Origin of the sequence: Knoellia sinensis KCTC 19936 (assembly GCF_000768705.1) — a bacterium.
Taxonomy (GTDB): domain Bacteria; phylum Actinomycetota; class Actinomycetes; order Actinomycetales; family Dermatophilaceae; genus Knoellia; species Knoellia sinensis.
In genome coordinates, this window is the sequence record NZ_AVPJ01000003.1 from 33,216 (window position 1) to 53,753 (window position 20,538).

Consider the following 20,538-nt stretch of genomic DNA (forward strand, 5'->3'; position numbering starts at 1 on the left):
GAGTCCCGTGCCTCCAGAGCCCCACGAGTAGGGTTTCCGCACATGAGCACCCTCAAGCCCGCGAGTTGGTCGTACGCCGAGGACTTCGTCCCTGAGCCCGAGGTCATCGAGCAGGCGCGCGCTCGGGGCCTCGCCTTCGATTCGGCCATGCCCGTGGGGACGGGCGCAGGCGCTGCCCTCCGCATGCTCGCCGCCGCCATCGCGGCCAAGCACGTCATCGAGGTCGGGACGGGATCGGGCACGTCGGGTCTGTGGCTTCTCGCTGGGATGCCGGAGGACGGCGTCCTCACGACCATCGACATCTCCCCCGAGCACCAGAAGGCCGCTCGCGAGGCCTACGCCGAGGCGGGCTACCCGTCGCAGCGCACCCGCGTCATCAGTGGTCGGGCCACCGACGTCCTACCGCGCATGACCGACGGCGCCTACGACATGGTGGTCATCGACGCCGACAAGGCGAGCTACCCGGACTACGTCGAGCACGGCATACGACTGCTGCGCAGCGGCGGCGTCCTGGCCCTCGACAACATGCTCTGGCACGACAAGGTGGCCGATCCTGCCGCCCGCGACGCCGAGACGACGACGCTGCGCGACCTCGGGAAGACACTGAGGGACGACGATGCCCTGCTTCCGGCGCTGTTGCCGGTGAGCGACGGCCTCTTCGTCGCGGTCAAGCGCTGAGGAGACCTCAGGCGTGGGCGTCCACGTGCGGTCCGGCCCCGCGCCGGAAGCCGGCGGGACCCTCCGCGATGCCGACGACCTCGAACTCCTCGACGAAGATCGGCGATGACCCGATGAGCTCCGAGCCCTTGGACTCGGCCGCCGTGGCCTCGAACTCCTCGCGGAACACCTTGCGCTCCTGCTCGGTGTCGAAGACGTAGGTGCCCTCGAACCACTCCCCCTCACGCATGCGCCAGACCTTGAAGGCGAGCCCGTCGAGGAACATGAAGCGCGCGATCGACGTGCCCACGACGTATTCGCGCAGCAGGTCGGGCGCATTCTCGGGCGCATCCTCGAGGGACCAGCGCACTGCCAAGCCGTATCCGGCGTTCATCGCAGACCTTCCAACCATCGCAACAGGAGTCGGGTGCCGAACCCCGTCCCACCCTTGCCGTGGACTCCGGAGTCGACATCGGACCGGCCGGGGCCGGCGATGTCGAGGTGAGCCCAGCGGCGCGTCCCGACGAACTCACTCAGGAACAGCGCCGCGGTGATGGACCCACCGCCGACCGAGGGCCCGATGTGGTTGATGTCTGCCACGTCGGACTCCAGTGCCCGACGGTAGGCGCGCACGAGCGGGAAGGGCCAGAGCGTCTCACCTGCTGTCTCACCTGCGGCCCGAAGCTGGGAGGAGAGCGCGTCGTCCGTCGCATAGACGGGAGCCATGGCGCGGGCCAGGGCGACCCGGGCAGCTCCAGTGAGGGTGGCGATGTCGACCACGACGTCGGGGTTCAGCTCGGCGTCGGCGTAGGCGAGGGCATCGGCCAGGACGATGCGCCCTTCGGCATCCGTGTTGCCGACCTCCGACGTCGTCCCACCAAAGTGCGTGATGACGTCACCGGGCCGATAGGCCGATCCGCCCACCATGTTCTCGGCGAGCGCGAGCAGGCCCGTCACCCGCACGGGGACATCGAGGTCTCGGCAAGCAGCGAGGACCGAGAGGACGATCGCCGAGCCGGACATGTCGGTCTTCATCGCCAGCATGCCGTCCGGAGGCTTCACCTGCAGACCGCCGGAGTCGAACGTGATGCCCTTCCCGACCAGGACGACATGGGTCGTCTCGGAGCCTGCCCCCTCGGGGACGTAGTCGAGCTGCACGAGTCGCGGGGGCGACGCCGAACCCCCGCCCACGGCGAGCAGTCCGCCGAAGCCACCCGCACCCAGGGCCTTCTCGTCCCACACCCTGACGTCGAGTCCGGCACGTCGAGCGACGGTGCGCGCCTGCTTGGCCATCCATGCAGGGTTCTTGATGTTGGACGGCGTGTTGGCGAGGTTGCGCGCCGTCAGCGTCGCGACAGCGCGGCGGACGGCCCGCTCGACGACATCGGCCTCGACGTCGACGACCGTCACGGCGCCGGTGACCTCGGCCCCCGACTGCCAGGCCCCGCCGCTGAAGCGCGCCGGCCCCCACCCCCCGAGGACGGTGCCCTCGACGAGGGCTGCGTGTCCCACCTCATCCGACGGCGGTGCCACGAGGACGACGTCCCTGCGCCCCCGCGCTGCTCGACCCACGCCGGCACCCGCGATCCGAAGGTCCGCGGAGCTGCCCTCCCCCAGCCCGACGAGAACGAGCGCCCGCACGGCCAACTCGCCCCGCGGCATACGCACGGTCGTGGACGCACCAGCCGTCGTCGCGGGTTCGTGGGTCTCGAGGATCTCGTCGGCGTCGAAGCCGGCACTCGCGAGCGCGTCCCGGGTCCGCGGGTCCCACGGCTCCGCTCCGGACAGCACTCCGACAGCGAGGACGAGATCGGACGCATCGCGGTCGGCGAGGAGGTCGCTCAGGGGACCATCACTCGCAGTCCAGGTGGCGATGCTCGGGGACAGGAGGTCTTCGGAAGGCACCCGCCGACCCTACCGACGACGAGAGGGCCTCCACCATGCCGGTGGAGGCCCTCTCGTCACGTCATCGGCGGACGGTCACTTCTTCAACGCCTCGCAGTCGTCGATCGCCTGACCCAGCGCTCGCACCTCATCCGGAGTCATCTCGACGACGAGGCGGCCACCACCCTCCAGAGGCATGCGGAGCACGATGCCGCGACCCTCCTTGGTGACCTCGAGAGGGCCGTCGCCCGTCCTGGGCTTCATTGCCGCCATGGGTGTTCCCTTCGTTGCCGCGGCGCACAGTCATGCGTCCACGTATTCGCGTCCCGGTGTTGGCGCACCGGAGTCCGGGTCCATTATTCCCGTTGCAACGGGCCAGCACGAAATCGGGGTCACCCCAACCGATCCCCGGTCACGGTGGCCGTGACCCCCACGGGGTGTAGGTGAGGAGCGCACAGGTCCACCACAGCAGTCCGGCGAGGACCGGGACGAGAAGTACCGCGACGCGACGACGCCAGTGCTTGACGATCCGCTCGCCGGTGGAGGTCCGCATCGCGACGCTGGCGAGGAGGGCCGCGATCGGGAAGTCGAGCAGGAGGAACCGCCACATGCTCGTGATCGGCCGGACCACGGCGAAGAGGTAGAGGGGGTAGGCCACGGCCCAGGCACGCACCTCGACAGGGATCCACCGACCGTGCCGTCCGAGGATGAGCGTGAAGTAGGTGCCGCAGAGCGCGATCAGGACGAGGAGGCCCGCGAGACCGCGTGCGTCCCACGCCCACTCCAACCACAGCACGAACGGCCCCGACGCCGGCTTCTGACCCCATGCCTCCTGGACGTCGAAGAAGGCCGTCGGAATGCCGCTGACGACGCCCACCACGACAGGCCAGGCGATTCCGGACAACCCAGTGACCACAAGCATCAGCGCGGCCGTGAACCGCTGCCCACGCAGTGGCGCGACACCTGCCTCACGGTCCTCACGGATCCGCACGACGAGGTGGATCAGGGCAGCGCATCCCATCGCAGCGGCGACACCGCGTGTGAAGCCGAGCGGGACCGCGATCGCTGCGACGACGGCATACCGGCGTCTCATGAGATAGAGCAACGAGGCGGCGACAAGGACGACCGCGAGGGGCTCGGTATAGGGCTTGAGCATCACCCCCGTCGCCGGGTAGAAGCACCAGAGGCAGGCAGCCACCAGGGCGAGGCGTTCGCGCCCCGGCTGGGGTTCGGCGTGCAGGCCGTGGCGGAACAGAGCCCAGATGAGGACGGCACCCACGCCGCCCAGAATGACGTTGAGACCGACAGCCGCGGCCGTGAACGGCAGGCCGAGGGTCATGAGCCCCTTCACGAGGAAGGGGAAGAGCGGATAGAAGGCCCATGCGCTGTAGGTGAGCTTGCCGGTGTTCGGATCGGCGGGCAGCGGAACCGGGTAGCCCTGGGTCGCAATGCGTTCGTACCACTCCGAGTCCCAGAGGCCGATGAGGTCCCCGACCGTGGGGTCGAGGTGCCCCACCCCGGCGGGGTTCTGGAACCACGTCGCCGCCACCCACATGGCACCGAGGGCCACGAGGCGCGACGCGACGTAGACGGCGGCGATCGTGCGGATCGGGTGCGAGAGGGCCGCGACGGCGAGACGGCTCCGGCCGGCAGTCGTGAAGAGGGAGCGCAGACGTGCCTGCTCGAGCCCCGGAGCGGTCGGTGTCTTCGTGGGAGCACTCATGAGCGCAACTCGCGAACGTCCCAGACGAAGACGTCCTCAACGCGTTGCGGCTCTCCGAGAACTGTGACGAGAGAGTCGCGCAGGGCGGCCGTCTGGTCGCGCATCGGCAGGACCACGGTGTCGGTGCGCCAGGCGCGCAGGTCCTCGATGAACTGCCGCCGTTGCGCCTCGGTCGCAGGTGTCGCGACGTTGGCGGCGTTGACGTCGTAGAGCCACAGGGACAACGGACGCCGGGTGGCGCCGTACTGGCCACCGCGGTCGGGTTGCCCGTTCGGCCCGACGAAGTAGCCCTCGACGATCGGGAACGCCATCGTGTCGGCGGCCAGCTGCCAGTCGAACGCGCGCGCGTCGACGATGTCCGTCGGGGGCACGGCGAGGATCGAGCCGCCATGGCTCCAGTCCCGCCAGGCATCTCCCGTGAAGAAGGTCGGCACGGCCGGGCGGGACTCGACCTGAAGGGGGGTCGGCACGACGGGCAGCAGCGCGACCACTGCGGCTGCGACGACGATCCACCCACCCATGCGGTGCTGCCACGCGGGAATCTCGGCAGCGTTCGGGTCTGCCCGTGGGGCCGCCTTGATGGCTGCATCGACCCCCAGCGCCAGGAGTCCCGCGAAGGCTGGGATCGCCATCATCGTCAGGCGGGTCGGCAGGACGTTCTCGAGGATGGGGAGGCCGTCGACGAGGGCCCACGGACCGGGTATGCCGGTCGGCTGACCCCGCAGGACCACTTCCTCCCCCAGCGAGAGCCAGGACGACACGATGACGAGAGCTGCGAGTGCCTGAACGACCGGCCGGCGGATGAGCACGAGTGCGATGGCCACCGCGACGATCCAGAGGGGAACGCCGAAGAAGGCGTTCTCCTCGGTGCGGTTCATGGACAGCGCCGCGGACTCCCACGGGTCCGTGCCGATCGTCCGGGTGGCCCGCCCCCACAGCGAGGCGAGATCGTTCCCACCGGGCAGGTGGAAGATCGACGTGTAGCTCTGCCTGCCCGCGAACTGCCACCAGAGGGGGACGGCGACCAGCGAGACCGACAGCGCTGCGCCGATCCCGACCCCCGGGAGCAGCCGAGCGACATCGAGGCGCCTGTGGATCGCGAGGACCGCTCCGACGATGAGCATGCCGATCGCAGCGAGGAGGAGTGGCTCCTCGCCGATGAACAACTGCCAGGTGACGAGGAGACCCAGCACGATCCCGTCGCGGACCCGACGATCGCCCTCGGCCAGCCGGAGAACCCGGTCGATGATCACGGGGATCAGGAAGAGCGCCACGAAGTTGGGATGTCCATTGGCGTGCGACACCAGCGCGGGCGCGAAGCCGGTGAACCAGCCCCCGATCGCCGCGCCGGTCCGACCGATGCCGCGTCTGCGGAAGAACCAGTACCAGGCCGCGGCAGTGCCGGCGAGGCCGAGGAGCTCCACGACGAAGAACGTGATGTGGGCTCCTGCCGCGAGCGTCAGGGGCGCGAGCGGGATCCCCAGGCCGGTGACGGCCGCGTTGGCCATGAGGTTGACGCCATCGGGGAAGTTCTGGCGGTCGCTGAACAAGGGATTCGAGAGCGTGGCGACGTTGTGGGCGGACGCGCCGAAGTACCACTCGAAGGCCTGGTGGTCCTGAACCCCGTGGAACAGGTAGCCCGAGCGAGGCCGGAGCACGAGGTTCGAGAGGACGTAGAGAGCCGACCCGAGGTAGGCGGCGACCACCACCAGGTCGACCATCCCCCACCGCGGCCCCGGCTCCTCGGCCGACTCCACGACGTCGCCCCGTGCGTCCGCAGGATCGGTCGCCACGGCGACCACTTCCGCGGACCCTGCCGTATGCCGTGTGCCCGCGTCCGCCGTCACGGCGGGTCGTGGACCGCTGTCCAGCAAGGCGTCGTTGGCCGCGATCTGGGCATCGAGGCGATCGAGGACCTCGTCGACGCGACTCGTCGGATAGCCGATCACCTGGAGCCGGAAGACCTCTACGCCGTCGTCCGGGCCGCCGGGGCCACCCTCAGCACGCCCGGGCTCTCGGCGGGCGAGGAACCACGCCAACGCCAGCGCGCACGCCGCGACGGGCGCGCTCAGAAGGAGCGCCCACCTCATGAGGGCACCCCGACGATCCGGTCGAGCACCCGGCCGAAGAGCCAAGGACCCACACGGTCACCGATGCGAGTCGTCACCCGTCGCAGCCCGGGAACGCCGAGCCAGAGTTCCTCGGTCCACGTCACCCGAGACCCACCGGCATACGGGTGGACCACGGCCTCGGCCCATCCCTCGAGCCGACCGGTCTTGCGCACCCTCCACAGCCGTGGTGGGTCCCACGACTCCACCGTCATCGTGTCGTCGAAGTGGAACGGTCCCAGGGCCGTGCGCACGGTGAAGGCCCATCCGTTCGAGGGCGAGCCCGGTCCGCTCAGGGTCGTCGTCAGGGGCACCGCCTGCGTGTGGTCGGGGATCGCGGCGAGGCGCTGCCACAGCCGCTCCGGCGGAAGCGGGGACTCACGCATCAGGACGAACATCCCCGCCCCGTCCGCGCAGTTCCTCGAGCGCCCGTTCCTGCTCGGCGAGGCGGTCCTGCCGCCGCTCCAGCGCCCGGTCGACCTCCGCCGGCGCGTAGCCGTGGAGGGCAGTTCCGAGGCGCAGCGGGGTGATGTCCGCACTGGTCGGGTGCTCGGGGAGTTCGAGGGGCGGCACGCTCGACGTCGCCTCGGGAAGCACGGGGGCATCGACGCGACCCGTCGCGACGAGGGCCGTCACCGCGATGACGGCGACGGCGAGGAGGCCGAGGGCTACCCATTCCACGCCGCGATCCTATGGTTTGGAGACCGGAGCCACTCGGCGAGTCACTCCGGGTGAGTGCCGGTCCCCTCGGGGACGTCGCCCTGGAGTCCCCTGTCCGACGCCACGATCGCCGCGACCGCCTCCTCGACGTCGTCGGTGAGGGTGATGAGTGACAGGTCCTTCGCGCTGATCGTTCCCGCCCCAAGGGCGGCCGCTTGCAACCAGTCGAGCAGTCCCTGCCAGTACGCCACGCCCATGAGGATGATGGGGAACGACGTCACCTTCTGCGTCTGCACCAGCGTGATCGCCTCGAAGAGCTCGTCGAGCGTCCCGAAGCCGCCGGGCAGGACGATGAAGCCCTGGGAGTACTTGACGAACATCGTCTTGCGGGCGAAGAAGTAGCGGAAGTTGACCCCGAGGTCGACGAAGGGGTTGAGGCCCGTCTCGAACGGGAGCTCGATGCCGAGACCGACCGAGGTGCCGTTCGCCTCGCACGCGCCCTTGTTCGCCGCCTCCATGGCGCCGGGTCCACCACCGGTGATCACGGCATACCCGGCCTTCACCAGGGCTGCGCCCACGTTCTCGCCCAGAGCGTACGTCGGGTCGTCGACGCTGGTTCGCGCCGAGCCGAAGACGCTCACGGCCGGACCGAGCTCCGCCAGGGCTCCGAAGCCCTCGACGAACTCGGACTGAATACGCATGACGCGCCATGGATCCGTGTGCACCCAGTCAGCGGGTCCCCGGCTGTCGAGGAGTCTCTGATCGGTCGTCTCCTCGGGCACCTTGGAACGGCGCATCACGACCGGACCCTTGAAGTAGTCCTGCGCCTGGTCCCACGGCTTCTGCGTGTCGGTCACGACACCAATCTAGGGCGTCAACGCACGGCTGAGGTCAGGCGAGCCACCGCAGCATGGCGGCTTCCGCCGCGACGAGCTGGTCGACGGGGCAACGCTCCTCGTCGTGGTGGGCCAGGTTCGGGTCGCCGGGTCCGAAGTTCACCGCCGGCACCCCCATGGCCTGGAAGCGCGCCACATCGGTCCACCCCTGCTTCGCGATGACATCGACTCCGAGCGCCTCGACGAAGGCCTTCGCAGCAGGCAGGTCGAGCCCCGGCCGCGCGCCCCCGGCGTTGTCCGTCACGGCGAAGGTCAGTCCGTCGAAGACCTCGTGCATGTGGGCGACCGCGTCCTCCTCCGTGAGGTCCGGGGCGTAGCGGTAGTTGACGGTGACGGTGCAACGGTCCGGGATGACGTTGCCGGCGATGCCGCCGGTGATGTTCACGGCATTGAGTGCTTCGCGGTACTCCAGTCCGTCGACGGTCACGATCCGAGGCTCGTATGCCGTGAGGCGGCTCAGGATGTCGGCCGCGTCGTGGATGGCGTTGTGGCCGTTCCACGGCCGAGCCGAGTGGGCAGCGGCACCCTTGGTGGTGAGGTCGATCCGCAACGTGCCCTTGCAGCCGCCTTCGACGATGGCACCGGTCGGCTCGAGGAGGACCGCGAAGTCTGCGTCTTCGATGAGTTCGGGGCGCTGCTGCTGCACGTGCAGAAGCCCGTTGAACTCGCTCTCGATCTCCTCGCCCTCGTAGAAGACGTAGGTCACGTCTCGGCTCGGCGCGGGAACCGTCGCGGCGAGCCGAAGTTGGACGGCGACGCCGCCCTTCATGTCGACCGTCCCACGACCCCAGAGCACCTCGCCCTCGCCATCGCCCCCCGGGAGGCGGCGCGTCGGCAGATTCGGCGGATCCGTCAGGGGCACGGTGTCGATGTGCCCGGCGAGGACGACGCGCTCGTCGTACCCCTGCTCGGTGCGAGCGACGACGGTATTGCCGATGCGCGTCACCGTGAGGTGAGGAAGCGGAGCCAGAGAAGCCTCGATGGCATCGGCGATCGAGGCTTCGTTCTGGCTCACCGACTCGATGTCACAGAGGGCAGCGGTGAGGGTGACAACATCGGCAGTGAGGTCGAGCGGCATACGCCCGACCATATCCACCACCAGATCGGGCGCACGTCAGCGGCTGGCCGTGGCCAACTTGGCACTCATCGCCACGAACGCGAGTGCGAAGCCCTGCCGCATCCGGCGCACGACGCGGGGCCGTTCGAGAACGCGCTGCCGGACCGTCGACGCACCGACGCCGTATGCGGCGAAGACCACGAACGTCAGCGCCATGAACACACCGCTCAGGCCCAGCATCTGCCACGTCGCGTTCGGGGTTCCTGCCGGAACGAACTGCGGCAGGAAGGCGAAGAAGAAGAGCGTCAGCTTGGGGTTGAGCAGGTTGATGACCACCCCGGTGATGAGAACACGGCGGGACGACTCCGGCGACGCGTCGGGGTCGGCCCGGAGGTCGCCGTGGTCGTGCCACATCCCCCACGCCATGTAGAGGAGGTAGGCGATCCCGAGGTACTTGAGCGTCTGGAAGGCGAGCGCGCTCGTGTGGAGAAGCGCCGCGAGACCTGTGAGTGCCGCAGCCAAGTGGGGCACGATGCCGAGGGTGCAGGCAAACGCCGCCAGCACCGCCCTCTTCGCGCCGTCGGACAGCCCTGCGGCCACCGAGTAGATGGCGCCCGTCCCCGGCGTCGCGATGATGACGAGTGAGGTGAGAAGGAAGGCGGTGCTCATGGTTCCATTCAGGCACACGACTGGCCGCGGGCGCAGCGCCTTTCGTCCACCGACCAGTCTCCGGACCGTTCAGCCCCGCCCCCTAGGCTTGCGACCATGACTTCGCGCGTTGCACACGGCTACGGCCTGCTCACCCTCCACGGCGACACCGTCCTCGACGCCTGGTTCCCGGCGCCGGCTCTGGGCGCGCCGGAGGACGTGAGCGAGCCCGCCGGACTGTCGGCCCTGGCTGTTGCCGACGACGCCCGCGGGGTCACCCGCGAGGTGCGTCTCGTGCAGATCGACCTCGATGGTGCGCCCGGCGACGCTGCCGACGGCTGGTTGCGCCTGCACCTGCTCTCGCACCGACTCGTGGCACCCAACTCGATCTCCCTCGACGGGTTGTTCGGCGTCCTCACGAACGTCGTGTGGACGAGCCAGGGGCCCTGCGCCGTCGAAGGTTTCGAACTGACCCGCCTCGCCCTCCTCGCCCGGGGGCCGGTCCAGGTCTTCGGCGTCGACAAGTTCCCGCGCATGACCGACTACGTCGTGCCTTCCGGTGTCCGGATCGCCGACGCCGACCGCGTGCGTCTCGGCGCCCACCTCGCCAGTGGCACGACCGTGATGCACGAGGGCTTCGTCAACTTCAACGCCGGCACGCTCGGCACGTCCATGGTCGAGGGCCGCATTTCCCAGGGTGTCGTCGTCGGCGACGGCTCCGACATCGGGGGTGGAGCGTCCACCATGGGCACACTCTCCGGCGGCGGCACCGAGCGTGTCGCGATCGGGGAGCGCTGCCTCCTCGGCGCCGAGTCGGGTCTGGGTATCGCGCTGGGCGACGACTGCGTCATCGAAGCGGGCCTCTATGTCACTGCAGGCACCAAGGTCACCCTCCCCGACGGCACGGTGACCAAGGCGAGCGAACTGTCCGGTCAGTCCAACCTGCTCTTCCTGCGCAACTCGGTCACCGGTGCCGTCGAAGCCCGTCCGCGGGACGGCCACGGCATCGTCCTCAACTCGGCGCTGCACGCCAACGACTGATGCGATCAACGCGCGGACGCCTCACGTTCGCCGAGGAGGAACCGCGGCGCGGCCCTCGGTGGATCGCGCGCGGCCTGATCCTCACGCTCGTGGCCCTCGTGGGCCTCGGGGCCTGGTTCGGCGGCCGCAACCTGTTCGACAGCGTCATGGGACCGCGTTGTCAGGCCACGGCGGCCGGCAACACCGTCGACTTCGACCCTGAGCAGATGAGCAACGCTGCCACGATCACCGCCCTCGCCCTCAAGCGCGGTCTGCCCGCGCGGGCTGCGACGATCGCGCTGGCCACCGCCATCCAGGAGTCCAAGCTCCGCAACATCCGCTACGGCGACCGCGACTCGGTCGGGCTGTTCCAGCAGCGCCCATCCCAGGGGTGGGGCACCGTCGAGCAGATCCTCGACCCCGAGTACTCGACCAACAAGTTCTACGACGCACTCGTCAAGGTGGATGACTGGGAGAACGGGACCATCACCGTCGTCGCCCAGGAGGTCCAGCGGAGCGCTTATCCGGAGGCCTACGCCGACCACGAGCAGGAGGGGCGCATCCTCGCCTCTGCTCTCGCGGGCCATTCCCCTCGCGGGTTCGCCTGCCGCTTGGACGACCCCGAACGCGAAGCCGACGTCGCCATGATCGGGCGCCTCCTCGACAACGAGTACTCGCTCAAGCCCACTGCCGGCGACGGCACGCTGTCCGTCACCGCACCGAACGACCAGATCGCCTGGTCCGTCGCCTCCTGGTCAGTCGCCAAGGCGATCGACACCGGCATCACCGGCGTCACCATCGGCGACCGCCAGTGGACCCGCAGCCGCGACTCGGACGCCTGGACCTGGCAGGAAGCCGAGTCGCCCGCACCCGCCCGCCAGGTCCTGCTCCACCTCACCTGAGCCGGATCCGGCCGGCGCGCAGGGCCATCACCGACTTTGTGCCCGAATGGGACCCGCTCGGCGGCCAAAGGCCTCCTTGAGCGTGTCCCATTCGGGCACAAAGTCGCGGGCTTGGCGGCTCCTGCTCCGGGATCGTCAGCGGCCGCTGATCGCGGTGTAGTCGCGCTCCGTCGCACCGGTGTAGATCTGGCGCGGGCGCCCGATCTTGGTCTCGGGGTCCTCGATCATCTCGCGCCACTGGGCGATCCAGCCCGGGAGTCGGCCCATGGCGAAGAGGACCGTGAACATCTTGGTCGGGAAGCCCATCGCCTTGTAGATGAGGCCCGTGTAGAAGTCGACGTTGGGGTAGAGCTTGCGCTCGATGAAGTAGTCGTCCTCGAGAGCCCGCTGCTCGAGCTGGAGGGCGATGTCGAGGAGCGGGTCGCGGACGCCGTCCTTGCCGAGGATGGAGTCGGTCGTCTTCTTGATGATCGCGGCCCGCGGGTCGTAGTTCTTGTAGACCCGGTGCCCGAAGCCCATGAGCTTGACGCCGTCTTCCTTGTTCTTGACCTTCTTGACGAAGGTGTCGACGTCACCGCCGGTCTCGAGGATGCCGTCGAGCATCTCGAGGACCGCCGAGTTCGCGCCACCGTGGAGCGGACCCGACAGCGCGTGGATTCCGGCCGAGACCGAGTTGAACAGGTTCGCATGGGCCGAACCGACGAGACGCACCGTCGACGTCGAGCAGTTCTGCTCGTGGTCGGCGTGGAGGATGAGCAACTGGTCGAGGGCCTTGACCATGTCGGGGTCGATGTCGTAGTTCGTCGCCGGGACACCGAACGTCATGCGCAGGAAGTTCTCGGTGAGCGAGAGCTCGTTGTCCGGATAGAGGAACGGCTGGCCGATGCTCTTCTTGTAGGCGTAGGCGGCGATGGTCGGCAGCTTGGCGAGGAGACGGATCGTCGAGATCTCGACGTGCTCCTTGTCGAACGGGTCCAGGCTGTCCTGATAGAACGTGCCCAATGCGGAGACGGCCGACGACAGGACCGGCATCGGGTGCGCGTCGCGGGGGAATCCGTTGAAGAACGCCTTAAGGTCCTCGTGCAGCATCGTGTGCTGACGGATGCGCTCGGTGAAGTCCTCGAGCTCGGCCGTGGACGGGAGCTCGCCATAGATGAGCAGGTAGGACGTCTCGATGAAGTTCGACTTCTCGGCGAGCTGCTCGATCGGGTAGCCGCGGTAGCGCAGGATGCCGGCGTCACCGTCGATGTAGGTGATCGCGCTGTTGCACGACGCCGTGTTGACGAATCCGATGTCGACCGTGGTGTCGCCGGTCTCCTTGAGCAGCGTGGAGATGTCGTATCCGTTGTTGCCTTCGGTGGCCTTCTTGAGCGGGAAGGTCAGTTCCTTGTCGCGGACCGTGAAGGTCGCGCCAGCGGCTGCGTCGGTGCTCATCGTGTCTTCAGTCCTCACGTCTCGGGCGAGGTCGCAGGTGGGCGTCGCTCGCGCACCAGTGACGCTACCTCAGAGCACGTGGACGACGAAAAGAGTGTCCGCTCAGTCGACGGACAGGCGATCGGCGGCTGCACGAATCCGTTCGTCGGACGCCGTGAGCGCGATCCGGACGTGCTGCGCCCCCGCCGGGCCGTAGAAGGTGCCGGGTGCGGCGAGGATGCCGCGCGCAGCCAGGCGGTCGAGCGTCGACCACGCGTCCTCACCAGCGCTGGCCCAGAGATAGAGACCCGCCTCGCTGTGGGTCGTCTCGAGACCGAAGGCGCGAACTCCCGCCAGCAGCGTCTCGCGGCGCGCGGCATACACAGCCTTCTGCGCCTCGACGTGGGCGACATCCCCGACAGCAGCAGTGAGGGCCACCTGCACGGGCCAGGGCACGATCATCCCGGCGTGCTTGCGCACCTCGAGGATCTGCTTGACCAACCGCGGATCGCCAGCGACGAAGGCCGCCCGGTAGCCGGCGAGGTTGGACTGCTTCGACAGTGAATAGACGCAGAGCAGCCCCTCGTGCGACCCGCCCGTGACCCGCGGGTCGAGGATGGACGGAGTCGTGGGAGCGGGGTGGCCGCCCCGATCGGTGCGCCAGTCAAGCTCCGCATAGCACTCGTCGCTCGCGACGATGACTCCGTGTTGGCGGGCCCACGACACGACCTTGGCGAGATGCTCGACGCCGAGAACCTGACCGGTGGGGTTGCCGGGGCTGTTGAGCCACAACAGTTTTGGCGTTGTGGAGGGGGTGAGCGGACCGAGGGCAGCGAGCCCGTCGACGACCTGCGGTGTCGCGCCGGCGAGCCGCGCGCCGACGTCGTAGGTCGGGTAGGCGGCTGAGGGGAAGCCCACGATGTCGCCCGAGCCGAGACCGAGAAGCGTCGGCAGCCAGGCGACGAGTTCCTTGCTGCCCACGGTGGGCAGCACGCCGTCGGGGTCGACATCCGGGACGCCGCGGCGCGAGGCGAACCACTGCGCCACCGCCTCGCGCAGAGAGGGCGTGCCCCACGTCTGCGGATATCCGGGAGCATCCGAGGCCGAACGGAGCGCCTCCTGGACCACCGCCGGTGTCGGGTCCACGGGTGTGCCCACGGACAGGTCGACGAGGCCGAGGCCGTCGGCCGTCACAGCAGAACTCGCCCGCTCCTTGACCGGAGCGAGCGAGTCCCACGGGAAGTCAGGGAGCGCGAAGCTCACTCGTCGTGCACCTGCGGCGGCAGCGCCGCAATGAGCGGGTGGTCCTTGTTGATGAGACCCATCTTGGCGGCGCCACCCGGGCTGCCGAGGTCGTCGAAGAACTCGACGTTGGCCTTGTAGTAGTCGGCCCACTGCTCCGGAGTGTCGTCCTCGTAGTAGATGGCCTCCACGGGGCAGACCGGCTCACACGCACCACAGTCGACGCACTCGTCGGGGTGGATGTAGAGCGATCGCTCGCCTTCGTAGATGCAGTCGACCGGGCACTCCTCGATGCAGGCCTTGTCCTTGAGGTCAACACAAGGCTGCGCGATCACGTACGTCATGCCGCCATAGTATGCCGCTCGTGCCCACGCCTTTCGACGCCGTCCACATCGGAGCCCGCGTCGTCGTCCGATACCGCCTCGGAACGGACCCACAGCGCCCCGCAGAAGGGCCGTCCATGACCGACGCGACTGGCGATCTGGTCGCGCGCACGGACAGCGCCGTGGTCGTCCTGACGCGCCGCGGCGAGGTGACGATCCCGCGCGACCGCATCGTCGCTGCCAAGGAGATCCCGCCCCGTCCGAGTCGTCGCGGAGCCCCGCACCTGGCACCCACGGTCGCCGAGCTCCAGCGCATCGCCGGCCCTTCGTGGGGCGCCGTCGAGCGTGACCGTCTGGGCGACTGGGAGCTGCGCGCCTCCGCGGGGTTCACCCAACGCGGCAACTCGGTCCTCCCGGTCGGAGACCCAGGCGTTCCTCTCGCCGACGCCGTGGACCGGATCGAGGAGTGGTATGCCGTCCGCGGCCTCCCAGCGAAGGTCGCCCTGGCCGGGCCGGTCGGCTTCGAGCCCGCCGACGACTCCTTGGGGGCGGAACTGCTCCGACGGGGGTGGACAGCGGGTGACCGCACCCTCAACCTCACGGCCGCCTGCGACGCCATCGCCGCCGCGGACCCGGGCGGGCCGGACGTGAGGATCACCGCCGACCTCGACGACACCTGGCTGGCGGCCTACTCCCAGAGCCGTGCGGTCATTCCCGATGTGACGACCACGGTTCTCGGAGGCAGCCCCGGCCACCTCTTCGGCAGCATCTCGCTCGGCGGAGGGCTGGCACAGAAGCTCGGACTCAGCACACCCGGCTCACGGGCTCCCCGGCCGGTGGCCATCGGTCGGCTCGGGCTCGCTCACGGCTGGGCCGGGCTCGGCGCGCTCTGGACCGACCCGGGCTTCCGTGGTCGAGGCCTGGGGACTCGGATCACTGCCGCGCTCGCAGCGCGAGCGCGGGCGGACGGCATACACCTCATGCATCTCCAGGTGGAGGCCGACAACGACGTCGCCATCCGCGTCTACGAACGGCTCGGGTTCGCCCGGCACTCGAACTACGTGTATCTCACCGCGCCAGGCTGAGAGCCGCTACTTCGCGTCGGGGTGCGTGCAGGTGACGTCGTCCTCGGGGTTGTAGTGGGTGTTGAACGCCTGGGTGCGCACCGTCTTGCCGCCCTGCTTGAACGTGCGCGTCACGGTGACGTCGAAGCCCGGAACCGGGTTCTGGGTGATGCACTCGGGCGCGTCGTCGGTGATCTTCTTGGGCTGGACGAGGTTGCGCCGGGGGCTCTTCGCCGCGGTGATGTCCCACTTCTTCGTGCCGAAGAACTCGACCGTCACCTGCCCGCCGGAGGAGTGCGCCCGGATGAGGATGCCACCGTCGGTCGTATTGACCCACCGGTTGTCCGGGTACGGGAAGGAAATCGTCGCCTCACGCCCCTCGGGGTAGCGCGAGATGTAGAAGCCGTGGGCCATGTACTCCTTGAACTCCACCCCGGCGAAGAAGGCCGCGTTGAACAGCGTCGTCGACACCTGGGAGATGCCGCCACCGTAGTTCTCGCTGAGACGGCCCTCCTGGATGACACCGCCCTTCTGGTAGCCCTTCTCGGGGGTGCGACGACCGAGCACGCCGTTGAGGCTGAACGTCTCGCCCGGCGCGACGTAGGTCCCGTTGAGGGTGCGCGCGGCGAGGCGGATGTTGTGCACACGTCCGCCGCCGTTGGGGTCGAAGTTCGTCGTGAAGGTCGAGATGCGACCCTTCGGAAGGGTCTTCTGTGCCTCTTCGGTCGTGAACTTCGGCTGCGCCACGGTGACCGGGACGATGGCCGTGCGCTCCTCCGACGTGAGTGCCGCGCGAATCGGCTCCGCGATCTTGGTGGAGTCGATCGCGACACCGGTCTTCGCCGGAACCACCCGCGGCTGCCCGCTCGCGAAGACGACCGTGGCGTCCTTCGCCTTGGTCGTGGCCCCCGCCTTCGCAGCAGCGCCGGACACCACGTCGATGAGCTTCTTGTCATCGAACTTCGGGGTGATCTTGCCCTTGGCGTCAGCGGGGAACGTGATGGACGGAGCGATGGCCGCGGCGCTGAGGTCGAAGGACTTGTCACCGACCTTGACGCCGATGGGACCAGACATCGCCTTGTCCGCGAACTCCGTCTTGACGCGCTTCAACTCGTCCGCGGTGACCTTGGGGCGAGTCTCGGCAATCGGGGCAACGATCGGCGCCGTGCGTGGCCACGAACTCGTGATCAGCTCGACCGTCTCGTCCACCTTGAGGGCCTGTCCCCGCACCGGCTGGGTGACCGCCACCTTGCCGTCGGCAACGGAGATCGCGCCGTCCTTGGGTGCCACCGCCAGTGCGGCACCGGCCTTGGTCACCGCGGCCCTGAGCTTCTCCTCGTCCACCTCGGTGGCCAGGCCGCGCGTCACCCCGCCCGTCAGGTGCCCGAAGACCTTGACCGGGTTGAGGCTGAAACTGGTGAGGTCCTCGATCGACGTGTCGAGATCGATGCTCAGGCCCGCCTCGGCCGGATTGATGGTGGTGGTCTTGTCATGGGCGGTGAGGGTCACCGGCGCGGCGCCGCGGTCCTTCACACCCGCTGCCAGCGCGGTGCGGGCCTCGGCTGGGGACATCCCCCCGACCTGGACGCCACCGATCGTGGTGTCGCTCGGGATGCGCCCACTCGCCCAGGCGGCAGCGCCGACGTAGGCCACGATCAGGAGCACGAAGGCAGCGACCAATGCTGCGGCGCGCTTGCGCCGCAGTTGGTTCCACAACTGGTCGAGGTCGTCGTTCATGGCGTTCCTTGAGGAGGGGTCATGGTCAGGGAAGGGCGGAGTACTGTCCGCGGAAGTGTACGAGGGCTGGCTTGGGATCGCCGGACAGCCGGGCCGACGCCACGTCCGCAATGATGACGCTGTGGTCCCCCGCCGGGTGGACGGCACGCACCGTGCACTCGAGGGTGGCAAGGGCTCCGTCGAGCAGGGCCACCCCGGACGGAGACCTCGTGTGGGATGCCCGATCCATCTGTCCTGGCAGCGGCCTCCCCGGGGTCGCGAACCAAGCGGCCACCGCTCGCTGCTCCGCGGACAGGATGCTCACCCCGAACACACCTGCCTCGAGGGCGGCGTCGTGGAATCGCGCGTCGGTCTCGACGCAGACCAACAGGAGCACCGGGTCGATCGAGACACTCGTGACCGAGTCGGCCGTGAGCGCGTGGTCCTGGCCGGACGTCGTCGTGGTGACGACCGCGACACCCTTGGCGAGCCGTCCCATCGCGTGGCGATAGATGTCGACGTCCACCGCCTCCCCCTCCCCCGGCCGCGTCATGACAGATCCTCGACCAGTCCGCGGCGATGAGTGGCATCACCGGGAGCGAGCGCGCCCGTCACGGGGTCGAGCACGGCATAGCCCTCACGTCCGGCGAGCCGGGCCGCGATGTCGTTGGACAGGGCGAACCACCCGTCCCCCACGACGACCTGCGTCTCGTGGTGGCGCAGCGCGTCCTGCTGCTGGGGCACGACGCCGGCATCGACGACGGCATGCGTGACCACGGCGTCGTCGACCACGGATGGTGCCATCTCATCGCTCGTCGACGGCACGGCATACCCGGTCTCGGTCGCCACGTGGGAGGCGAGCCAGGCACGATCCTCGATTGCCCAGCTCCTCGGCGTCACCGTCACGAAAAGGGTTGAGGCAGAGGGCTCCTCGGCAAGGACAGCGCGCACGGCGTCATGGACGCGGATGTGGTCCGGGTGACCGTAGCCCCCGTGCTCGTCGTAGGTCACGACGACGTCGGGGGCAATCGCGCGGATCGTCGAACGCATGACGTCGACAACCTCACGGAGGTCTGCACCTGCGAACGAGCGTGGGTGTGCGAACGCAGGTGAACCCACCATCCCCGAGTCCCGGTAGGACGGATCGTCGCTGCCGTCACCGGCGCCGAGGTAGTGGTGCGTGGCCCCCAGGACCCCCATGGCGCCCTTGAGCTCGCCCTTGCGGTGGGCCGCGAGCGGATCACCCTCGGCGCCCTGGAGGTGGGAGAGCTCGGCCGGGATGACCTCGCCCTCCTCACCGAGGGTGCACGTGAGGACGTGCACGTCGTCCCCGCGCCGGACATGGTGCAGGATCGCAACGCCCGTGGCGAGGGTCTCGTCGTCGGGGTGCGCGTGGACGAACAGCAGTCGGGTCACTGTTGAACCGCGATGTCCGCGAACTCGACCACTCCACCGATGGCCTCGTTGGCCGAGAGGTTGCGGACCTCACTTCCGGCGATGAAGAGGGAGCGTCGCTCGGCGAGTGCGATGTAGGCACCCTGACGTTGGAGCTTGACGTCGAGGGACGCCCACGCCTTCTCGCGCTCGGTCCGATCGGCGACCGTGGGGATGCGCCGGATCTCGGCGTTGACGTTGGTGTCGGCGAAGTAGCCGTAGTCGCGTCCGGGCCCGCTCGGGGTGATGTTGATCGAACTGTCGAACAGGGCCGGCAGGATCGTGCTCGCCGACGCCCAGGCCGGGGCCCAATTGGACCAGAAGACGTCGTAGGACGTCGCCGCGGCCGGCGCCGAGATGGTCGTGAAGTACTCGTCCTTCAGGGGGGTGAGCGTCGGGGCGAAGCCCGCCTCGGTCCACCCCGCCACGAGCGCTGCCATGGCCTTGTCGGCAACGGGGCTGGATCGGTAGGCCACCCGAATCGGGACGGGAAGGGTGAGTCCCGCCTCGCCGAGCAGCACCTTGGCGCGGCCCGCGTCGCCGCGGCCGCCTGCACCCATCGGGTCCTCGTCGTGATGGGCGGGGAGAACTTCCGGGATCAGGGAGGTGGCCGGACGCCCCGTGGTCGCTCCACCCAGGGCCGTGACGTAGGCCTCGCGGTTGGTTGCGACGGCCAGCGCGGCACGCGCCTGCGGCTTCTGCATGACCGGACTCTTGACGTTGGGCGCCAAGTAGTCGATGAGGCCCGTTCCGGCGGTCACCGATCGGTCCTTGAGCGCGTCGACGTTGACGATGTGCTGCTGCAGGGCCGGCGGCGCAGACCCGAGGGACACCGCGGCACGTGCCCTCTCGCCGTCGGCCATGATCTGCTGCGCCACGGTTTGGGTCTCGATGCCCTCTTGGTACTCGATCCGGTCCGGGAAGGCCCGACGCACCTCATCGGTGGTGGGCTTCCAGTGTTCGTTGCGCACCCACGTGCCGCCCGTCGACGCTCGCCACGGGGCCTCGAGCCGGTAGGGGCCGTTGGAGAACACGGTGAGAGCGTTCTCCGCGTCGTCCTTGTCCTTCTTGACGGGCGCGAAGGCGGGCTGGCTGACCATCTCGTTGAAGTCGCTCACCGGGGAGCTCAGGTTGAACGTGATCGTCGCGCCCTTGCACGACACCGCCTTGTCGTATGCCGCGACGCCGGGATCGTTCGCCGCCACCTTGGCGAAGGGGCCCGCATAGATCGACGCGCCGTCGGGCTTCTTGGGCACCGACAGCACCGCCAGGGCGTCGGTCGACCCGCCCGTGATGGCGGTTGTGGAGAAGGTGCGGGACACGCCGTACTTGACGTCCTCGCACGTCACCGGCGAGCCGTCCTCCCACGCCACACCCTCACGCAGCGTGAACGACCACGACGTGAGTTCCTTGTTGGGTGTGCCCGCATCCTTGGCGAGGTCGCCGATGAGGCGGGCCTGGTTCCGTGGGTCGGTGCTCGGCTGGTAGGCCGTGAGCGTCCGCAGGAAGGTGCGCCCCGCGAAGGCCGCATCGTCCCGGGCGGCGATCCGCTGGGGGTCCCAGCTCGTCACCGGCCCGAGCGACATGGCCCTGAGCGTGCCGCCCTTCTCGTCGGTCCGTTCGCGAGCCGAGACCTGGGAGGGCAGCTCCTCGTCGCCGCCGTCGCCACGCAGGAGGGCGAACCCCGCCACACCCGCGATGAGCGCGACCACCAGGCCCACGGCGAGCGCCCAGAGACCACGCCTGCGGCGCGGACGAGAACGGGATCGGCTGCTTCGGGTGTTCACGTGC

At 69.1% G+C, this 20,538-nt stretch carries 21 protein-coding genes; 4 read left to right on the top strand and 17 right to left on the bottom strand.

Annotation, left to right across the window (positions count from 1 at the left end; all coding sequences use genetic code 11):
- Positions 1-42 precede the first annotated feature (42 nt).
- Positions 43-678, top strand: a complete 636-nt coding sequence (locus tag N802_RS04790) for an O-methyltransferase (protein WP_035913097.1) — start codon at positions 43-45, stop codon at positions 676-678.
- 7 nt (positions 679-685) lie between these two features.
- Here N802_RS04790 and N802_RS04795 read toward each other — a convergent pair whose 3' ends face one another.
- The 10 genes from N802_RS04795 to N802_RS04835 form a co-directional block, all read right to left on the bottom strand.
- Complete coding sequence (locus tag N802_RS04795) at positions 686-1,051, bottom strand: hypothetical protein (RefSeq protein WP_035913099.1); 366 nt, start codon at positions 1,049-1,051, stop codon at positions 686-688.
- The gene (locus N802_RS04800; RefSeq protein ID WP_035913101.1) at positions 1,048-2,562 is read right to left on the bottom strand and encodes a leucyl aminopeptidase family protein; all 1,515 of its coding nucleotides are present in this window, start codon (positions 2,560-2,562) and stop codon (positions 1,048-1,050) included. The genes N802_RS04795 and N802_RS04800 overlap by 4 nt, the downstream gene beginning before the upstream one ends.
- 75 nt (positions 2,563-2,637) lie before the next feature.
- A complete protein-coding gene (locus N802_RS19840; protein WP_082569572.1) occupies positions 2,638-2,814 on the bottom strand; it encodes a DUF3117 domain-containing protein in 177 nt (58 codons plus the stop codon).
- 139 nt (positions 2,815-2,953) lie between these two features.
- Positions 2,954-4,264 carry a glycosyltransferase family protein gene (locus tag N802_RS04805; RefSeq protein ID WP_052109443.1) on the bottom strand — a complete coding sequence of 437 codons (1,311 nt, stop codon included), beginning with the start codon at positions 4,262-4,264 and terminating at the stop codon, positions 2,954-2,956.
- Entirely contained in the window at positions 4,261-6,354 is a 2,094-nt protein-coding gene (locus N802_RS20155; RefSeq protein WP_052109444.1) for a hypothetical protein, read from the bottom strand. Before N802_RS20155 ends, N802_RS04805 begins: the two co-directional genes overlap by 4 nt.
- Positions 6,351-6,758, bottom strand: coding sequence for an SRPBCC family protein (locus N802_RS20160; protein WP_156971291.1), 408 nt, complete (start codon positions 6,756-6,758; stop codon positions 6,351-6,353). Before N802_RS20160 ends, N802_RS20155 begins: the two co-directional genes overlap by 4 nt.
- On the bottom strand, positions 6,751-7,053 hold the full coding sequence (locus tag N802_RS20165; protein ID WP_052109445.1) for a hypothetical protein: 303 nt from the start codon (positions 7,051-7,053) through the stop codon (positions 6,751-6,753). Before N802_RS20165 ends, N802_RS20160 begins: the two co-directional genes overlap by 8 nt.
- 41 nt (positions 7,054-7,094) lie before the next feature.
- Positions 7,095-7,829, bottom strand: coding sequence for an LOG family protein (locus tag N802_RS04825; protein ID WP_084071918.1), 735 nt, complete (start codon positions 7,827-7,829; stop codon positions 7,095-7,097).
- Positions 7,830-7,923: 94 nt separating this feature from the next.
- Positions 7,924-9,006, bottom strand: coding sequence for a succinyl-diaminopimelate desuccinylase (gene dapE / locus N802_RS04830; protein WP_035913108.1), 1,083 nt, complete (start codon positions 9,004-9,006; stop codon positions 7,924-7,926).
- 36 nt (positions 9,007-9,042) lie between these two features.
- Complete coding sequence (locus N802_RS04835) at positions 9,043-9,654, bottom strand: LysE family translocator (RefSeq protein ID WP_035913110.1); 612 nt, start codon at positions 9,652-9,654, stop codon at positions 9,043-9,045.
- A 96-nt stretch (positions 9,655-9,750) separates the two neighbouring features.
- Between N802_RS04835 and dapD the strand changes: the two genes are divergently transcribed.
- Together dapD and N802_RS04845 are read left to right on the top strand one after the other, a co-directional pair.
- Entirely contained in the window at positions 9,751-10,674 is a 924-nt protein-coding gene (gene dapD, locus N802_RS04840; protein WP_035913114.1) for a 2,3,4,5-tetrahydropyridine-2,6-dicarboxylate N-succinyltransferase, read from the top strand.
- Positions 10,674-11,555: a hypothetical protein gene (locus N802_RS04845; RefSeq protein WP_035913117.1), complete on the top strand. Its 882-nt coding sequence runs from the start codon at positions 10,674-10,676 to the stop codon at positions 11,553-11,555. Before dapD ends, N802_RS04845 begins: the two co-directional genes overlap by 1 nt.
- Positions 11,556-11,690: 135 nt before the next feature.
- On the opposite strand, the gene N802_RS04850 is transcribed toward N802_RS04845, so the two are convergent.
- From N802_RS04850 to fdxA, 3 genes are all read right to left on the bottom strand, one after another.
- Complete coding sequence (locus N802_RS04850; protein WP_035913121.1) at positions 11,691-12,989, bottom strand: citrate synthase; 1,299 nt, start codon at positions 12,987-12,989, stop codon at positions 11,691-11,693.
- Positions 12,990-13,091: 102 nt separating this feature from the next.
- Entirely contained in the window at positions 13,092-14,231 is a 1,140-nt protein-coding gene (gene dapC, locus N802_RS04855) for a succinyldiaminopimelate transaminase (protein ID WP_035913125.1), read from the bottom strand.
- Positions 14,228-14,554 (bottom strand): ferredoxin, encoded by a 327-nt coding sequence (gene fdxA / locus N802_RS04860; protein ID WP_035913128.1) that lies wholly within the window; start codon positions 14,552-14,554, stop codon positions 14,228-14,230. The genes dapC and fdxA overlap by 4 nt, the downstream gene beginning before the upstream one ends.
- Before the next feature lie 20 nt (positions 14,555-14,574).
- Here fdxA and N802_RS04865 point away from each other — a divergent pair, with 20 nt between their 5' ends.
- Positions 14,575-15,618 carry a GNAT family N-acetyltransferase gene (locus tag N802_RS04865; RefSeq protein WP_156971292.1) on the top strand — a complete coding sequence of 348 codons (1,044 nt, stop codon included), beginning with the start codon at positions 14,575-14,577 and terminating at the stop codon, positions 15,616-15,618.
- 6 nt (positions 15,619-15,624) lie between these two features.
- Here N802_RS04865 and N802_RS04870 read toward each other — a convergent pair whose 3' ends face one another.
- From N802_RS04870 to N802_RS04885, 4 genes are read right to left on the bottom strand one after another with little or no spacing between them, the layout of a single operon-like run.
- Positions 15,625-17,334 carry a VanW family protein gene (locus N802_RS04870; RefSeq protein WP_052109448.1) on the bottom strand — a complete coding sequence of 570 codons (1,710 nt, stop codon included), beginning with the start codon at positions 17,332-17,334 and terminating at the stop codon, positions 15,625-15,627.
- Positions 17,335-17,359: 25 nt separating this feature from the next.
- Complete coding sequence (locus N802_RS04875) at positions 17,360-17,866, bottom strand: flavin reductase family protein (protein ID WP_035913132.1); 507 nt, start codon at positions 17,864-17,866, stop codon at positions 17,360-17,362.
- The gene (locus N802_RS04880) at positions 17,863-18,729 is read right to left on the bottom strand and encodes a PIG-L family deacetylase (RefSeq protein WP_035913135.1); all 867 of its coding nucleotides are present in this window, start codon (positions 18,727-18,729) and stop codon (positions 17,863-17,865) included. The genes N802_RS04875 and N802_RS04880 overlap by 4 nt, the downstream gene beginning before the upstream one ends.
- Positions 18,726-20,534 (bottom strand): ABC transporter substrate-binding protein, encoded by a 1,809-nt coding sequence (locus N802_RS04885; protein ID WP_245613837.1) that lies wholly within the window; start codon positions 20,532-20,534, stop codon positions 18,726-18,728. The genes N802_RS04880 and N802_RS04885 overlap by 4 nt, the downstream gene beginning before the upstream one ends.
- Positions 20,535-20,538 lie beyond the last annotated feature (4 nt).